Raw genomic sequence first — 18,043 nt, forward strand, 5'->3', positions numbered from 1 at the left:
GTTATTCACCCAAAAAAGTCTGTCTAAATAGTTTTAAACCTTGATTTAAACTTAATTGGCGTTGGCATAAAGATTGTTCTAGCGTAGCTAAACCAGCATTTTGTTCCAAATAAGTATCAATCCATTGAGCTTCTATTAAAGAAACCCAATGTTTACTATCCATATTCTGAGTAAAAATATCGCTAAGAGCTAAAATATCCGCACCCTGAAAACCAAAGAATAATACTGGCTGCTCTCGATGTAACAATCCAATCAAGACTTCAGTATTATGTTGTTTTAAAAAACGACAAATGATACTGACCCAGAATGCTGCTATTTCATAACGATAAGCAGGATTGTTAATCGGCAAAATCAGCACTTTATTTAAGCGACTGGTTCCATTTTGTAAAATTGGCTGCAGTAATAATCCTAGCCCAATCATACTTTGAGCTAATTCATAAATACTCAGCTTCATTAATTGAGCAAATGAATGCATTGTATGATTTTCATAAAAACCGATACATTCACGTTCAGATAAGACTTGAATTTGATTTGGTAAATGATTGAGCTTACCAAATAATAAGTCAGAATCTTTAATACCTCTTAAAGCACGATTATTTTGAAATAAATCGACTAAAACATGCTTATAACTATAAGGTGCATATAATAAATTTTCGTAGGGTAAATCAATCTCAAGTAAATGACTGAGTACCATTGGAAAAGCTCGACCTGAACTGTCTTCGCTCGCCAGTAAATTTGCAGCTAAAAACATATTCTCTTGTGGATTTGCAATAAAGAAGTCCAATGGAGGCAACGTACCATATGCCTCTTTGAACGTAGTCGATTGCATTGCATATTCCAGTGCTTCTGTAATCCACTGGTCAAGCACCTGTATTAAGGCATATTGACCCTTTGTTTTTAAGAAATCACCGCGTGCCGGACTTTTCCCATAATACAGAGGAGTTGTTTTTAATATATGCATTAGACCTCCTCCTTTAATGTTGAGGTTATTTTCCCTGTCATGGCTTAACTCCCGCAGCTGGTTGAGTTGCAGCAGGTTGTGTTAATGCAGCAACTGGATTTGCAGGTTTCGCAGGAGCAGCTGCCTGAGCTGGTGCTTGCTGCGCCGATACAACACGGGCAGCTTTATCAGCAGTAACTTTGTCAACCAATTGCATACCAGAGTAACCGCGACTTGAACCAATACTGCCTGAGTTACTACTAATAAGACGGAAGTTCATTTTCACAAACAATGATGGATCTGTCTTACTGCGCCAAAGCATTTCGAAACCACCGTTCTGCTCTTTACGCTGTGCACTATCAATTAAGCGGTTAATACCATATTCACCTGGTTCATCAAAAATCGTATGTGTTTGACCTTGTAAATCTACAGCCGTAATACGTGCACCAGGAATACTGCCTTGATTTGGCCAAATAAAGTTAACCCATTGCTGTACACCATTTTCATAAGTCATACGCTGACCATCAATATCAACGGTATATGAAAGCAATTGCGGGTTTTGAATTGGGTAGAACTGGAAGTTAGACTGATTCGTTGCTGGAGCCGCTGGTGCTTGACTATTTAATTCCCCAGTTGCCATACCATTTGTAGGTGCAACATAGCGCTGGAAATTCATCACAAATTGCGGGTTTAAACTAATACCCAAATCTTTCCATGTTTTTGAAGTTAAGGTATAGCCACGACGAATAACAAATGGGTCTAAGCTCTCTTTAACAAAACGGGAAATGCTACCGTTTTCACCAAGAATTTGACCAATTTCACTACTTGTTGCTTGTAAAGAAGCGGATGAGTTAAATGGATATTTCTTAGCAAGATTTGTAGTAAATGGCTGGTACGCTTGCATAACCCAAAGTTTATTAATTTCATCTTGAGTAGGCGTAATTAAACTTTCAAAGGCTTGTGTAAGAGGACTCACCACTAATTTTTGTAAAAGTTGCTGATCAATTTCACTGAAACCAACCGCCATTTTTTCATCTACAATTTTTTGAGTCTGATTAAATACCGATGTCTGCTCATTTAAGGTTTGCTTAACCAATGTCATTGCACTTGGTCCAACCTCACCCGCATTTTTAAGTTCATTAAACTTACTACGTACTAAAGCAAGATTCGTCATATATTCATCAAGTAAAGATTTACCTTGTTGATCATCACGCTTACGAACCAACTGATAGAACATTTGATATTCTTGAGAAATAGCACCTTGAGCATTAGTAGCTGCTTGGTTTGCTAATTGTTTATCATCACGGTTTAGGACTTTACGTTTAAACCAAGCAACAAATCCTTTTTGAGGAGCAGCTAACTCTGCTTGAACAACTGGATTGTCCCAATTTGTTTCAATAGCTACACGTTCAATAAGGATACGAATTGGCGAATTTTGTGGCTCACCTAATACATCAATATTTTTGACTTGCTGAGCAAATTGATTTGCTTTTGCATAGTGAATACCACTTAAGAATTTTCTCCATTCCGCAATATATTCTTGCTTATAAAGTGCTGTGAGCTGCTTTCTAATTTGCTCTGGGCTACCCGAGAAAGTTAAGTCATCAGATTGACGACTATTAAGCACCCAGTCTTTACTATCTGTAGGCTTATCTGCTGCTTCCTCAATGGCTTTTTCTACATAGTCATTCCAAGCTTTCTGAGTAAATACCCCTGGTAATGCATAACTGCCCAATACAACATTTTTATTCGCCTCACCAACAATTTGACTTACTGTCAAAGCTGGGAAGCGAACAGCTGCACGCATTTTAATTTCGTTATAAACGCGGTCACGTGCTGGCATACCTCTAATCACAGAGAGCAATACTTGACGTGTCTGATCAACTAATTGAGAGTCAGCATCCAAAATTGGGAACTGCTTGTCATTTGCTAATGTCATTGCATACGACAAAATCTGTTCAGCTTCCTGAATCATATCTGCACGTGGCATTTGCCCTTTATTGGCATCCAGCCAAGAACGCCAGAAACGCGTTACCTGATCGCTTAAGTGACTTGCATCCATATATTGTGGATTACTCATCATTAAATATGCTTTTAACGCATTATAAGCATCTTGTGGATTGGTATCTGACGGCTCTAAATATTGCTGAGTTTGAGCAGTTTGCTTAATCTCAACGTTGGTATGATTTGCTTTTAAAGTCGCTTCGTTATTTTTCACACGTTGCAAATACTGAGCAATATTTTGCTGAGTAGGTGTTAAAACAATTTGTTTAACGCCTTTTAAATATTCAGCTTTTAATTTTTCACGTAACTCATTGCCTTGATATAAACCAAAACTAAATTTTAGAGGTCTATTTTCATCAAACTCGTCTAATTGCTGTAGACGTCTTTGTAAAATCAGTAGGGCTTCCAATTGAGTTGATAATTGTTGGCTTGAACCCTTCTCTAACTGAACAACTTTATTTAAATCAGCTTGAACTTCAGAAATAAGCTGTTGGTTATTGCGATACGACCAAACCCATACACCCAGAATAATTGAAACACCCGCTAAAGCACCGATAAATGCAATGTAGCGTTGACGTTTTCTGCTTGTATTAACATGCTGTTTAACTAAATCTTTATCTTTTAAAATGACTTCTGAAAATAGGCCTTTTAAGAAATAACCATGGTTAGGTGTTGTTTTTAATTGATCTCTTACTTCATTTTGTGCAATTTGAGAAAGCTGAAATTCTTGTGCAATTTGCTCAGTCATTGGACTTTCTATTACACCTTCTTGCAAGGCACTTGTGAAATAGAAACCACGGAAAACTGGCTGGAACTGGTAAGGATTGTCTTCAAATAGTGTAGCAATAAAACTTTTGAGTGCAGGTTTTAATGTTTTAAATTCTAATGGAAAAGTCATCACACTCGGTGAGATATTTTGAGAATGTCGACGACTAAGGTGAGTCGAACTTACCCCTTTTAAGCCGTCATAAAGAATAGTGTAATGTTTCTCAAAAAGATCTACCGCATTATGAGAAGAGTTTTGCTCATATGGTAATGTTGCACCCCATGCCTGATTATATTCTTGTACTTCATAGAATTCGAAAAACTCGGTAAAACCCGCAATCAAATCCATTTTTGAAAAGACTAAATAAACAGGTACTACAACTTCTAAACGTTCAGTTAAATCTTGAATACGAGCACGTAAATTTTTAGCGAGCTTCAATGAATGTTCAGGGCTTTGGCTCACCAGCTCAGCAATACTTACAATAAGAATTAAGCCATTTACCGGAGCTTTAGAACGGTTCTTCTTTAATATATTTAAAAAACCTAACCACTCTGAATGATCTTCGCTATATACCGAATAACGACCAGCCGTATCTAATAAAATACCCTCTGTAGAAAAGAACCAGTCACAATTACGGGTACCACTTAAACCGGCCGAAACCATTTTTTGATGGGTTTCTTCAAAAGGGAACTTTAAACCAGAATTATAGATCGCAGAACTTTTACCAGCGGCTGGGTTACCAATAACCATATACCACGGCAATTCATATAGTGCTGCATTACCCTTCTTATCGCCTAATTTTGACTTACGAATCAATTGAATAGATTCTTTCATTTGTTGGCTGATAAGTTGCAGTTCTTCTTTATCTTTATTTTTGCCGTACTCTGCTTGAGTATCTTTTTCAATCGCTTCAGCAAGCTCTTCACCTTGAACCGCATGCTTCTTGCGCTGAATTAGCCAATAAATTCCATAAACAATGAGCCCTAAAGCATATGCAGATGCTAAAGCCCAAAATATATGGCGAGGAATTGAAGTATAGGAAGACATCAATGCCACGAACAATGACAAGGCGATAATTGCTTTAGGATTCGTGATGTACTGCCACAAGTAGCCTAAAATTGTATGCATTCTATTCTCGTTCTAAGTTCAAAGTTTAAATTAGCTATTCAACACCATCGCATCATCTTCTGAATTTTCAGTGACACTCTGCACAAAGGAATGTGCTGACACCGTATTTTCTCCAAAGACAAAAGGAACGATATGTTCAGGAAAATGCATACTGAGCATAAAGCCATAAATATCAACTAAATGCTGGGTATGCCCCAATGAAGATTTCACATAAATAAAGTGATGTGGTTCAACAGAAGTTTGTGTAAATTGCTGCTGCAAATGCTTCGCTGCTTTTATATCTGTCTGGTCTGAAAGAATAAGTACATATGGCTCTTCCCCTGCGTACTGCGGTAATTCATTTAAGTTCAGCGTATTAAGAACTTTTGCTGTTTTTTCTTGACCAATCACAATTTTTAAATTTTTAGCGGGTTCAAGTTCTTCAATTTTTAAAGAGGGATCTGCAATAAGGCAGCTTGCCGCGAACTCCGCTGGAATATAGTCCTTAACCATCCAAGACTTTTCATCAATCAGGTCTTGATCTATTTCTGAATCAACAGCAAGCACGAGAAAAACTTCATGCTCTTTCTTTTGAATACGCTTTAATAAATGAATAAATTCTTGATAAGCTACACGCTCACCCAAAAAGTGATATTCGATATGAATTTTTTGGGAAATAATGCCAATTTCAGTAAAGAATTCTAAAATCAAATCATTACTTTGCTCATCATTCCATATATGCAATAAATCCTCTGGAAGAAGAATGTGTAAATTCAGTCGATTTAAACGATGTACTTCAACTACAGGTGTTTCTGTATCTTCATATTCAGAATTTGGATCAACCCATGCAGGATGCATGTGATATTCACGGATCTGATGAGATTCATAAAATAAAATTGAACGCTTTAAATGTTCAGCCAAGTGATACAAATTCTCTATGTTTTGTTCTAATTGCTGTCTTATTAAAGACATGATCCGAACTTGTCTTGGTGAAGCTGCGTATTGAAAATCCTCTTCACTCGACTCAGCTAAATCTTTAATTCGATAAGATAGAAGAGGCAATCCATAAGAATTTAACAACTGATCATCAAGTTCTGGGCTTTTGAAATCTTGTATTTCTTCAATAATCGTTTCATTCTCACCTAACGCATGTATAGCGAAAGCAGAGTAAATATGAAAATCTAGCTGTTCTAAAGGCTGATCAGGTGTAGCTGTTGATTTCTGGATATCATCATCTTGACTTTGATTTGCAGCTTTCTCTTTCTTTTCTTTATAGCTTTTATAAGCGCTATAAATCAGCCAAGGCGATAAAATCGCCAGTGTAATGATTGCCGGTAACAAAAGAAAATAAAGGAAAAAATCCCCTTTATCAGGGTTATATTGAACATCACGCCAGTAGAAAATAATCAATCCACTAACAATTGTAAAAATAGCGATGAATGAGAGTAATATTTTTTTAATCATATTTGCTCTCCAATAAGGCTATAACATGTTTCATGACTATGTGTGCTAGGCTTGCGAGACATTAAAAAAGCACCTTGCCCTAAGCCACTTTCTTGACTTTGAGTTAGGCGAACAGGTTGTATTTCCGACTCATCCAGTATCAATCTTAAATCGATTGATAGAGTCGGACTGCACCATGTTTCTACAATTTTTTTGAGCTTTAAACTAAGCTCTTGATGAGGTAAAAACTTTAAATATTGCTGACGCTTAAGCGGACCAATCTGAATCTCAATTTTTCCATCAATTTGTTGAATCGTTTCTCCACAAAACGTATTTATACCAAGTAAGCTAGGCTGGCTTCCGCCCAAAGTTGTTAACTGATCACTTGCCAACTTAAATGATTCTTGTATGAATTCTTTAATCGTAATTTCATGCTTAAATATACAACTCAACATAGTCTTCAAAGCATGAACGGTATTATTCTGCCCCTGCATTAAGCCTGAAAATTCGGCAAAATATTCATCTAAATCTTGTTGTTGATGTTGTGATCGAACATAACCATTTAAAGCATGTAGAATATCCAGATAATCATTTTTATTTTCTATTTCATATCGCACAGGCAAGTGATAAGTAATACTTGACTCGACATACTGACTCGTTAACTTGTGATTAAATAAACTCAGAAACTCTTTAGTTTCAGCTCGTTGCTGCCGTGGAGCCTGCTTAATTTTATTTGTATAGGCATAAGGTAACGCACCTTGTATACCGGTAAGACCAACGATCAAGTTTGTTAAATGAATACGCTCATCTACTAATTCTAAACTTTCAATTTCAGTAGCCGGAAAGTTTAAGTTAAATGAGGTCTCAAACTTAAAATGATCAGTCCACGACGAAAAAGCATCATTAGCTGGGCTATGACGCAATAAGCGTGTTGCTTGAATAAATTCAAAAGATTTAGGGCGTTGAAATAACTCAGCCGTTATAGAAGAGTCTTGCCACCAACGTTCTGACTGCATTGGTATAACTCCTGCTGAGATGAATAATCCTTAACCACCAAATCAACAAAACTATTAATTTGAACCTTTAAATTAAAAACACGACTTAATAGTTGACTAAAAATATATAAGCTATGCCCTCTAAACACTGATGAATCAATTTGTAATTCAGCTTTTACCCCTCTCACAAACATTGGAAATGGTTTGCCATCTACAAGTTTATGAGTAAGTGAAAATTCTAATTTTTTAATTGATTCAATAATTAAATAATTTTCTTTTGACTGCGGTAAGTTATATAAAGCCAGCAGCTCTTTAACATGAGAAACAGCATCCCCTTTCATAAGCGCTAAGCTATTTAATGAAAGATGCGAAATCACACGCCATTGCTCACTTTGGCCTTGTTCAAACTTATAAGGCTTTGTTGGTCGCTTTAAAACAATGGCACGTCTCGCCAAGCTACTGTCATTTAAATTTAATACGTTATTAGACTGACCCAGTGCTTCATGAGGCAAGTCACGGTTTGAACATAATAATTTGGTGCTAATAAAATCTGAGCGTGTTGAAAATGGATTTAGATTTTTAGAAATAATGGAATAGCCCATTTCAACAAAATTAGACTGTAACTTTTGATAATTCACTGAATAAAAAAAGCGAGCTGTATCATTGTGATAATGGCTCATCGCAAAAAACGGTAAAACAGGAACATAGCTTTCTTCCTGATTTGTTTTTTCACGTACCATATTCATCTCAAGTATTGAATATACTTGATAAAATTCAGGATGATGAGCGTCTGTAACGAGTGGATATTCGAGTTGCTTATGAACTATTTTTTGAGGTTCCGCATATTTTTCAAATAAGTTGATTACTGGTGTAGTAAACAATTTAAAGTTTGCAATATTTAATTCAGAATAGTTTCTAACAACGGCTTGATCATTTAAATTTAATTTAAAATGAATTAAAAGCTCAAATTCGGATACTTGCTGAGGTATAGCCTTTAAAAAATCTAAATCGAGTTTAAGATAGCTAAACTTTTCTGGGAAACAAAAATATTCCATCAACAAACGATAAGCATGATGCGTATGTTGATCGAGAGGTAATAAACTTTCTTGTTCAGAAAAACCTATTAACTCGAATGGATTCTTACCCAACTCTACAATCGTTTGACCATGTTTAACCGCAAAACTGGTCCCTTTTTTGAAAATACTATCAAGTACTTGTAAAGGAAAATTAGAGATAGCATCTAAATAAATAGGAAGCTTCTCATGAATTAAGCATGCATGAGCACTATTAAAAATTTCAAATTTAAGGCTCAACGTTGCATTTTGGTTTAAGTGCATATGTGCACTAGGTGTAGTTTTAAAATCTAAACCACTTAAATGAATAGGTAATAATTTAACATCTTGAGTTGTATTAAACTCACACTGTACCCCTTTGAAACTACGAGATTTCAAAACCGTATGATCAGGTACAAGATGAGGTTCTGTAAGCTGTTTAATTTTATTAATATCTTCAAAGCTAACAACTGAACAAGCAGGAAAATGACGCAAGTATTGAGGAAACATCACCTCAAATAAAGAACGAGTAAAAACATCATAACTGTCTGTAAGTTTTTTATCGATTCGAGCGGCAATCAGCGAAAAAGCCTGAATCAGACGTTCAATATGCGGGTCATCAATTTGCTCTTGATTTAAAGATAAGCGCTGAGCAATTTTTGGATATTTTTGGGCAAATTCTCGAGATTGCTGACCAAATTCTTGTAATTGTTTTTCATAAAACGGTAAAAGCTCTTCTATCACAACACACCCACTACGCTTAAGTTCTCGCTGAAATTACATACTGCTGCGTTGTTGGTTTTAACAATGCATCAAATACAACAGGTTCATATAGAGGGTGAATATTTAGATAAGCCTGAATACTTAAACATAATGCGCCCATATTATGTCCATCTAACAACATCTCTACCCGTATTTGTCTTAGCCGAGGTTCATGAGCTGCTATTGATTGCTCAATTGATTGACAAATTTTATCCCGATCCAGAGGATTGGCTGTAGAAAGCCCTACAAAATCAATAATCCCAAACTGAAGTATCGATTTTTTTACAAGCGGATAGTCATCAACCACATGATCTAACTTTGCTACCCGACTATTGAGCAAGTCTTCTAAATCCTTTGCTACAGATTCTCTTAATTGCTGAATAGAAAGACCTTTTGCATAATCTTCACTTTCTGGAATTAAGCGATCAAATAAAGTTGAACGAAATCCGTATGGATAAAGCCGATCTAAGTTCATTCGAGTTCACAACAAAGCATATTTAGAGACAGCAGAGGCTAACTTTGTGTCAGCCTCCACCAAATATTCACTTAAATAATTACGCCGCGTAAGAAGCTGTATTATTAGAAAGTGACCATTTCTTAGTAACAGCACCTTTAGCAGTACCGTTAATATCTTGTTGGTTATAAGTCCACTCAACAGCAGCATATTTCAAGCCAAATGCTTCTGTAGGAACGCCTTCTTCGTTAACAGTTGGAGTCACGCTAGAAACTAGAACGTGCTTCAATTTGATTTGTAAGTACTTGATACGTTTATCGCCATTTGCACGATAAAAGTCGATTTGTACTTCATCAAATGTATAACCAGCTGAACATGCTTCCCATAGTTTCGGGCTAGTAGCATCTAAGTCTTTCACGAAAACCATGTCAGAATGTTCAACACGTTCAGCAGTATGGCCACCTACGCTACTTGAAGTAGCAGATTTAGGTTGACGAATGTTATGAGACCAAGAGTTAACTTCTAACCAACCTTTGTGCTCAGAATCACGAGATTCTCCATCAACTTTGTATTTACCGCGAAACTCAACGTATATATCTTTCATTTAGAACTTTCCTATTTTTAATTTAAAGTTATTCTTTAGCTGACCTTGATTAATTTGAGGACTGAGGTAACTCAGTGACAAGTCGTAAAGAAACCGACAACTCATCCAGCTGGAAATGTGGTCGCAAGAAAACCACAGATTTGTAGTGACCTGGTTGAGCAGGATCTTCTACAACTTTTACAGACGCTTCACGTAATGGATATTGAGCTTTTGCTTCTTGAGAAGCACCGTCATCAAGTAATACATACTGTGACAACCACTCGTTTAAAAATGCTTCAACATTACCAGCAGAAGCAAAACTACCCACTTTATCTCGCATCATTGCTTTTAAGTAATGTGCAATACGTGAAACAGCCATGATGTACTGAATTTGACTTGATAAAGCCGAGTTTGCATTGGCAGTATCGTTGTCATATTTTTTAGGTTTTTGAGTTGATTGCGCGCCAAAGAAAGCTGCGTAATCTGTATTTTTACAATGTACTAACGGAATAAAGCCTAGATCGCTTAGCTCTTTCTCACGACGATCTGTGATTGCGATTTCAGTTGGACACTTAAATACGACTTCACCATCTTGTGTTTTAAATGTATGGACTGGCAAACCTTCGACCAAACCACCACCTTCAACACCACGAATAGCGGCACACCAACCATGCATATCAAATGCATTTGTTAAACGAGTACCAAAAGCATAAGCTGCGTTCATCCACAAATATTCATTGTGGTTTTCACCAGAAACATCTTCAATAAAATTAAAGCCTTCTGTCGCAGTACCTTCTTTTGGATGATATGGGAGACGACCTAAAACATGCGGCAACGTCAATGCAACATAACGTGAATCTTCACTATCACGGAATGAACGCCATTGTACATATTCAGCCGTTTCAAAGATTTTTGAAACATCTCTAGGACGATCAATATCTGTAAATGACTCAAGGCCTAAAATGCTTGGGCTAGCTGCTGAAACAAATGGCGCATGCGCTGCTGCTGCAACATGAGAAATTTGTTCAAGCAAATACATGTCAGATGGTGTACGGTCAAACTCAAAATCACCAATTAATGCTGAGTATGGTGCGCCACCAAAAGAACCGTACTCTTCTTCATAAATTTTCTTAAATAAAGTGCTTTGATCGAAGTCTGTAGCACCCTGAAAATCTTTTACCAACTCTTTCTTTGTCGTATTTAACATACGAATTTTAATGAGCGGATTTGAAGGTGTTTCTTGGCAGAAGTAATAAAGGCCACGCCACGTTGATTCAATTTTTTGAAATTGCTCATTGTGCATAATCTGGCTTAACTGGCTTGAAATTAGCGCATCAATTTCTGCAATACGCTTATCAATTGATAAAGTCATATTTTCAGAAACAGTAATGGTTCCAGCCATTACTTCTTTAGCAAGCTCACCAATTAAACTTTTAGCACGGGAATGTTCTTCGTCATTTCGTGCAATGCGACTTTGCTCAACAATTGAATCTAAAAGATTAACTTCTTCATTTTCAACAAGTGGCATCGCTGCTGATTGAGTATTATTCATGGTCAGCCTCCGCACTTAATTTACGGATCTGATCAGTATTTTTAAGAACTTCATCAAGCAAATCTTCTAAACGTTCACTGTTAGAAATTTTGTTTCTTAAATCAGTTAAACGTTCACGTGCTTCAACGAGTTTCTTTAATGGATCAACTTGTTGAACGACATTTTCTGGACGGAAATCTTCCATTGACTTAAATGTTAAATCAACAGCCATCTTCCCACCCTCTTCAGTTAGCGTATTATCTACCTGAAAAGCAGCTCTTGGAGACAACGACTCCATTACTTCATCGATATTATCTAAATCTACATTAATAAATTTTTTATCTTTTAACTTTGTACGTTCAAGCTCAGATGCTGCAGAAAAGTCACCCATTACACCAACAACAAACGGGAGTTCTTTTGCTTCTTTTGCATCACCAATTTCAACATCGTAAGTAAGCTGAACACGAGGAGGTCGAATTCGTTGAAGCTTCTTTTGTACGCTTTCTCTTTTAGCCATAAGGTTCTATCCCAGATTATTTAGTTAAAGGGTCAAAAGGCGAACTTTTTGATTTACTAACACTCGCAACAGGCGCTGCTTTTGGTTTAACCGCAGGTGTTTTTACTGGAGTTACTGTATGTTTAGTTGTCGTTCGAGGAGTAGAGACTCGATTACGTACTACATTTTGTTTTCTATAACTTCTTTTTTCATTATCAGCCGAACCACCTTCCGAGCTCGCTTTGAAATTCGATGGATCAGGTGCAGGCATTGCTGTATGAATATTTTCAATTAATTGCTTTGCAGGAGGATATGTTACGTCATTCGTTAAATATCGCATTTCCTGACCACGCATTTGTTGCAAAGAGCTATTTGCAATGCTTACGCCAGATAAAAACAATACATCTGTTAATAATGAACCACGAACGTTTTGGCTCTGTAATTGACTAGCTAAATTTAATGCTTTAACTGGTTGGTTAGTCTGATAAAACCGCATCGCTGCTTTAGCTAATAAATCATTCTTTTGAGTAGAATTATCTGTATCGCATACTTGTTTAAAAAGACTTAATAACTCAGGATCAGTTTGACCTTCAATTATAGGGTTTTTCTTAATACAGCTTTTCTTTAGTTTTATAGGTTCTAATTCTGCAGCTTGTGCACAAGATAAACCAACACAGTTACCAATTAAAAAAAGTATCAAAACACTTTGCTTTAACACAACTTTCATTCCTCTATCTTCTTATTTAATCAAGGTTTTACTGAAAAATTAACATTTTATAAATATCAAAAAATCAGGCTTAAACCTTATATTCAAAAAATTTGAACGCAGTTTATCATATAATTAAACATATTTTATATAAAATTCATATCAAACTAAACTAAAAGTAAATAGTTTAGATGCTTATAAAATATAGCTTAATAAAGTTTTTCTAACAAAAAAATAATAATGTTATTTTTTGTAATTAAAAATAAGTTATTAATAAATATCGTTTTTTAACTTATTTAAAATTATTAAAATTTTATTTCAAATATAAGAATTTTTAGTTTTTGAAACAATTTCTTAAGAATATTTAATCATATATTAATTAAAATTTACTTCTATCTGGTTAGTAACAATCCAGCTAATTTTACGAAATTTAACTCACTACATAAAACAAATAAAGTTGTCAAGACTAATCTGTCTATTTATTTTATTTTGATAAAAAAATTGAGCACGTCTAAAATTAATATTTATAAAAGAAGATACTTATGTATCTTCTCTAATCTTAGTATCAAAATGTGATAACGAACTGCCTTCTAGGTAACTTCTTATACTTTCGTATGTTTTTTCATAGATTAGAGTTTCTATTAAAAATTATCCAGTTATCTTTAATTTTTTTAAACGATATTGACAAATTAGAATCATTGGTAAGCAACGAACTACTCTCTGCAAGTACACCTGTAAAAGCAGTTCCAGCCGCAATTCCATCAATACTCTGATTTACGGGAATTTTAGACTTAGCTTTTTCTAAAGAATGTATTAGACCTTTAACTAACTTAAGGTTTAATTTATGTTCCACTACTTATTCGCTTGTTGTATTCTTACTAAAATAATCTTGAGGGTAAGGGTCATTACCTTTTAAATTTTTTCGATACTTCATTACACTAATCTGGACACCTTCATCAGTTAAAAAATCATTATAGAAATCTTGTTCTTTGGGATATTCAAATCCTAGCTTTTCAAATATTTGCTCCGATATTGCCCCCAAATTTTCATACGACTTCCTATAACCAAAATAATTAACAAAACCAGAAATTGCTACAGTAACAAATAAAGAAATACCCACAACTTCTAGAAAATATAAAACCGTATTCAGAGAATAGGAAAAATTAAAAATAAAATAAAATAAAAATTAAGAGAAAACCCCATGACAACAATGTAAAATAGTAAGTTTGCATAAAAATGGCTTTATAACCCATTTTTATTGAACGGCCCATCTCATAAATCATATACAACAGACCAGATTTGGGATCGACTATTGCATAAACTTGGTAGCGTCCATCCACAGGGCTATCATTAATTACAGCAATCAGTTCATCATTTTCTTCAAAACGTGCTGTCGTAAATTGCCCTACTAATGGATACTTATCTATTTCACCTATAAAAGTTATACCATCTTTTGCTTTTCCAGCCATTAATAAAATAGGTGAGCTTGTAAGTAAGGAGCTGCTTCCAGCAAGTACACCTGCAAAAGCGGTACCTGCTGCAATGCCACCCACGTTCTGATTTACCGGTATTTTAGATTTGGCTTTTTCTAGAGAGTAGATTGGACCCTGAATTAATTTAAGTTCCACTACTTATTCACTTGTTGTATTCTTACTAAAATAATCTTGAGGGTAAGGGTCATTACCTTTTAAATTTTTTCGATACTTCATTACACTAATCTGAACACCATCATCAGTTAAAAAATCATTGTAAAAATCTTGCTCTTTAGGATTTTCAAAACCCAATTTTTCAAATATTTGCTCTGATAATATTCCAAAATTTTCATAACTTTTACGATAACCAAAGTAATTCACAAAAGCCATCATTCCTATGCACATTAGTAAGCTTATAAAGATCCAAGATAATAAAGAGAAAAAAGAATCCCAAGAGTAATTGAAATCAAAAATATAGAAAAGCAAGAACATTATTGACACCCCACCTCCACAAATAATAGTAAAATAATAGGTTTGCATAATAATAGCTTTATAGCCTTTTTTTACCGATCGCCCCATTTGATAAATCATATACAACAGACCTGATTGGGGATCGACTATTGCATAAACTTGGTAGCGTCCATCCACAGGGCTATCATTAATTACAGCAATCAGTTCATCATTTTCTTTAAAACGAACCGTCGTAAATTGCCCCAGTAAAGAATGTTCTTCTATTTCTCCCGTAAAGGTGATGCCATCTTTAGCCTTACCTGCCATTACTAGTATAGGAGCACTGGTAAGTAACGAACTACTTTCAGCTAGCACACCTGCAAAAGCAGTCCCAGCTGCAATTCCACCAATGTTCTGATTTACGGGAATTTTAGACTTTGCTTTTTCTAAAGAATGTATTTGACCTTTAACCAACTTAAGATTTAACTTTAAATTTTCCATTTAGACACTCACCACAGCATTATTAAACTCTTTTTCTTCTTCTTTCACATCTTTAAAAGCATCTTCACCATTTTCCTTTTTTAGCTTGAATGCACATTTTTGACACCAATCTTGCATTGCATTATCTAAGACATAATTCTTTAAATAAATCTCTAAGGCGACAAGTGCTATCCCCAATATACTTAGGGTTGCAGCAGCTTCTATCGCCCTAATACCTAATAATGCGCGGCCAATTACATATTTTTCAACATTATAATACAGTGATGTGTTTTTCATGAGTGGAAGATTCAAGAAAGCACTAACTCCCACAACTAAAGTCGCAAAAGAGTTAATTGTTTTGGCAGTATTAAGTGCTTTTGCATATGGATTACTTTCATTCCACGACTTATAGGCACTTTTACCATCAATTATTAAAGAAAATGTAGCACCCATGATCGCGAAATATGCCCCACACTTAGCAATATACGCGGCGCGCTCTGCAAAAGAAAACTTTTCCATTGAACTACTACCCACTTCTAAAATAGCAGCTGTTGTTGCCATCATGCCTGACATATATGAAAGAGCATTATCTACAGATGGATCATTATTAAATTTAGAAACCTGTGTTCCAAAGTTAATCAGCTCAAATATTGCAACCACACCAGATATACGTAAACCTGCACTTGGTGAACTATTTGCAATTATCCGATCAATTTGTTTGGCTGCTTTACTTGGGTTGGTTGCGGATGAAGAATACTTTTTCCAGTTGTTCTGCACCATTTCAGGTGTCAACTTAATCCGACCCGTTAAAGTTTGAACTGGAATAAGATAATACAGAGAGTTCTTTGCAACATGCTCAACCAATGCCCCACTATGGGCAAAGGTATAAAACGTTAAGCGTCCAAGTTTTTTTGCAAATTCTGAACCTGGCGTATATTTCATACTCCATTTCACTGCACTTTGGGTCAGTTCAGACATCCAGTAAAAAGTTTTTAACAAGCTAAATTTTTGCCCATGTAACATATAACCGTTATTGGTTTTATCTGCCGCCCATTCTTGCCAAGCTTTATCCGCCGCAACAAATGCAGCAATAACCGTCTTTGCAGCATTTTGTCCATCATCCCAAGAAATATCGATAATACTTGGTGCCGCTGCATTATATTTATTTTTTAAACTTTCTTGGTTATAACAAATTGCCCTCATGTAAATATTTTCTTTGGCAATTTTTTCCACCCCTAACCAAGTTTCAAGCAATGCCTGTCCACTTGGCACCCCACTCATACCATTAATCATATCCATCGCATGAACATAAAAAATATTTCCATATGGAACTTGCACTTGATCATCATAAGCATGAAGAGCATTGATTACAGCCTTAGACAATAACCATTTAATATGATCATCTCCTATAGCTCTTGCTCCAGCTAAACATTCTTGAATTAATGCGTTAATTTTTTTATCAAAATTTGATTTAGCCACCATATCTAAATTTGGCTTATATTTTTGAATCCAAATCTGTTCTCCGTCCCTCCTACTTAATTTCCCCATATCTTCAGTATAAATACCTCTATTTGCCGTTTGCTTCTCTTGAGCTTTCTTTAATAGCCTTTCTTGTTCTGCTTTTGATTTTCTTTTATATATTTTTTCTAACTCATAATTAATATCATCAGCATCCGTTAAGTTCTTTGGTAGTTCATCCCACAAACCCATTAATACTTGACTTTTGGTTACCTGACTACTCAATTGGCTACGTTCATTTAACAATCTATTTTCTAAGCAAATTTTAATACTATCAATACATTGAGAACTATGTAAACGATGCTCGTTTGTAAAATCCCCTTCTTTTTTTGCTAAAAAATCCATTACTTTTTTAAATTCTGAATTGCGCAATGTATTTAATTTTCTTGTAATTCCTACAGGATCATACAATGCCATACAGGCAAGCGATTTAGGCTCATTTTTGAATTTATTTAATGTCGCATCGATACGGTTTTTACCAAAACTGTTTAGATTATAAACCGTAGTTTTAAATTGGCTTGCAGCAATACAATGTTCTTGTGCACTTCCACCATTAATTAAAATTTTCTGCCATTTTCCTTCTGTTACAAACTTATCAGCATTTTTTTCATATTCGGATATTTTGGCTTTACTCATAGGCACATGCGTATGAATAATATATGCAATCTTCGCCTCATCTTTAGGATTACTTTCTACAGCTATCACAGATGAATTAAAACTATGACCTGCTCCTTTACATGCGAACTCTGGAACACTTTTAGGAGCTTCTTTACCTACAGGAAAATAAGACAAATGTCCATTTGGAGTAACTTTATACCCAGCCCACTCCAAAGCTCCAGATGTTCTTTTTACTAAGCGATAGATATAACCAGTATCAATCATCTCAACCGCATATTTGAGATGGCTTAACTGAATATCTTTGACATTTTTCCCTAATGTTGCAGGTAAAGCAGGTGGATTATCTTTAACAACAGTGTATCGTAAAGGTAAAATATTAAAGCCTTTTTTACGGCAAAAGTTTGAACACTCTTTCTGTGTTTGTCCCGCACTACTATTTTGCATATTTGCAGCAGTTGACTGTTTTGCCGACTTTGCAATTTCACTTTCTTCAATCTTCTTATTAATATTTTTAGCAACTGCTGGGTTACGCATATCACCCACTGTTGCTGTTTTTCCCATAACAGGAATTTGACCCTGCTTCTGTTTTTGCTGAGCAATAATTTCATTAAATGAATTATTCGTTTTTGACTTACCCAATATCATTTTTTGATTTGCTGTCATCTT

General features: G+C 35.3%; 12 protein-coding genes and 1 pseudogene. All 13 read right to left on the reverse strand.

Annotated elements, in window-relative coordinates; genetic code table 11:
• Nucleotide 1: 1 nt before the first annotated feature.
• Nucleotides 2–961, reverse strand: a complete 960-nt coding sequence (gene tagF, locus ACG59Z_RS10135) for a type VI secretion system-associated protein TagF (protein ID WP_400199126.1) — start codon at nucleotides 959–961, stop codon at nucleotides 2–4.
• A 37-nt stretch (nucleotides 962–998) separates the two neighbouring features.
• Entirely contained in the window at nucleotides 999–4,838 is a 3,840-nt protein-coding gene (gene tssM / locus ACG59Z_RS10140; RefSeq protein ID WP_400199128.1) for a type VI secretion system membrane subunit TssM, read from the reverse strand.
• 30 nt (nucleotides 4,839–4,868) lie between these two features.
• Nucleotides 4,869–6,281: a hypothetical protein gene (locus ACG59Z_RS10145; RefSeq protein ID WP_400199130.1), complete on the reverse strand. Its 1,413-nt coding sequence runs from the start codon at nucleotides 6,279–6,281 to the stop codon at nucleotides 4,869–4,871.
• The gene (gene tssG, locus ACG59Z_RS10150) at nucleotides 6,278–7,276 is read right to left on the reverse strand and encodes a type VI secretion system baseplate subunit TssG (protein WP_400199131.1); all 999 of its coding nucleotides are present in this window, start codon (nucleotides 7,274–7,276) and stop codon (nucleotides 6,278–6,280) included. The genes ACG59Z_RS10145 and tssG overlap by 4 nt, the downstream gene beginning before the upstream one ends.
• Complete coding sequence (tssF, locus tag ACG59Z_RS10155) at nucleotides 7,240–9,051, reverse strand: type VI secretion system baseplate subunit TssF (RefSeq protein WP_174743892.1); 1,812 nt, start codon at nucleotides 9,049–9,051, stop codon at nucleotides 7,240–7,242. The genes tssG and tssF overlap by 37 nt, the downstream gene beginning before the upstream one ends.
• 16 nt (nucleotides 9,052–9,067) lie before the next feature.
• Nucleotides 9,068–9,544 carry a type VI secretion system baseplate subunit TssE gene (tssE, locus tag ACG59Z_RS10160; RefSeq protein ID WP_002048404.1) on the reverse strand — a complete coding sequence of 159 codons (477 nt, stop codon included), beginning with the start codon at nucleotides 9,542–9,544 and terminating at the stop codon, nucleotides 9,068–9,070.
• Between the two features lie 79 nt (nucleotides 9,545–9,623).
• Complete coding sequence (locus ACG59Z_RS10165) at nucleotides 9,624–10,127, reverse strand: type VI secretion system tube protein Hcp (protein WP_000653195.1); 504 nt, start codon at nucleotides 10,125–10,127, stop codon at nucleotides 9,624–9,626.
• A gap of 49 nt (nucleotides 10,128–10,176) precedes the next feature.
• On the reverse strand, nucleotides 10,177–11,658 hold the full coding sequence (gene tssC / locus ACG59Z_RS10170; RefSeq protein WP_233930115.1) for a type VI secretion system contractile sheath large subunit: 1,482 nt from the start codon (nucleotides 11,656–11,658) through the stop codon (nucleotides 10,177–10,179).
• Nucleotides 11,651–12,154 (reverse strand): type VI secretion system contractile sheath small subunit, encoded by a 504-nt coding sequence (gene tssB / locus ACG59Z_RS10175; RefSeq protein WP_001119042.1) that lies wholly within the window; start codon nucleotides 12,152–12,154, stop codon nucleotides 11,651–11,653. The genes tssC and tssB overlap by 8 nt, the downstream gene beginning before the upstream one ends.
• A 16-nt stretch (nucleotides 12,155–12,170) precedes the next feature.
• Nucleotides 12,171–12,860, reverse strand: coding sequence for a hypothetical protein (locus ACG59Z_RS10180; protein WP_311087901.1), 690 nt, complete (start codon nucleotides 12,858–12,860; stop codon nucleotides 12,171–12,173).
• An 835-nt stretch (nucleotides 12,861–13,695) separates the two neighbouring features.
• A pseudogene (locus ACG59Z_RS10185) lies at nucleotides 13,696–14,467 on the reverse strand (putative type VI secretion system effector).
• 3 nt (nucleotides 14,468–14,470) lie between these two features.
• On the reverse strand, nucleotides 14,471–15,262 hold the full coding sequence (locus tag ACG59Z_RS10190; RefSeq protein WP_400199138.1) for a putative type VI secretion system effector: 792 nt from the start codon (nucleotides 15,260–15,262) through the stop codon (nucleotides 14,471–14,473).
• A complete protein-coding gene (locus ACG59Z_RS10195; protein WP_400199139.1) occupies nucleotides 15,263–18,040 on the reverse strand; it encodes a T6SS effector BTH_I2691 family protein in 2,778 nt (925 codons plus the stop codon).
• Between the last annotated feature and the right edge of the window lie 3 nt (nucleotides 18,041–18,043).

The sequence above is a fragment of the Acinetobacter sp. ABJ_C1_1 genome (assembly GCF_044684115.1).
GTDB lineage: Bacteria > Pseudomonadota > Gammaproteobacteria > Pseudomonadales > Moraxellaceae > Acinetobacter > Acinetobacter nosocomialis_A.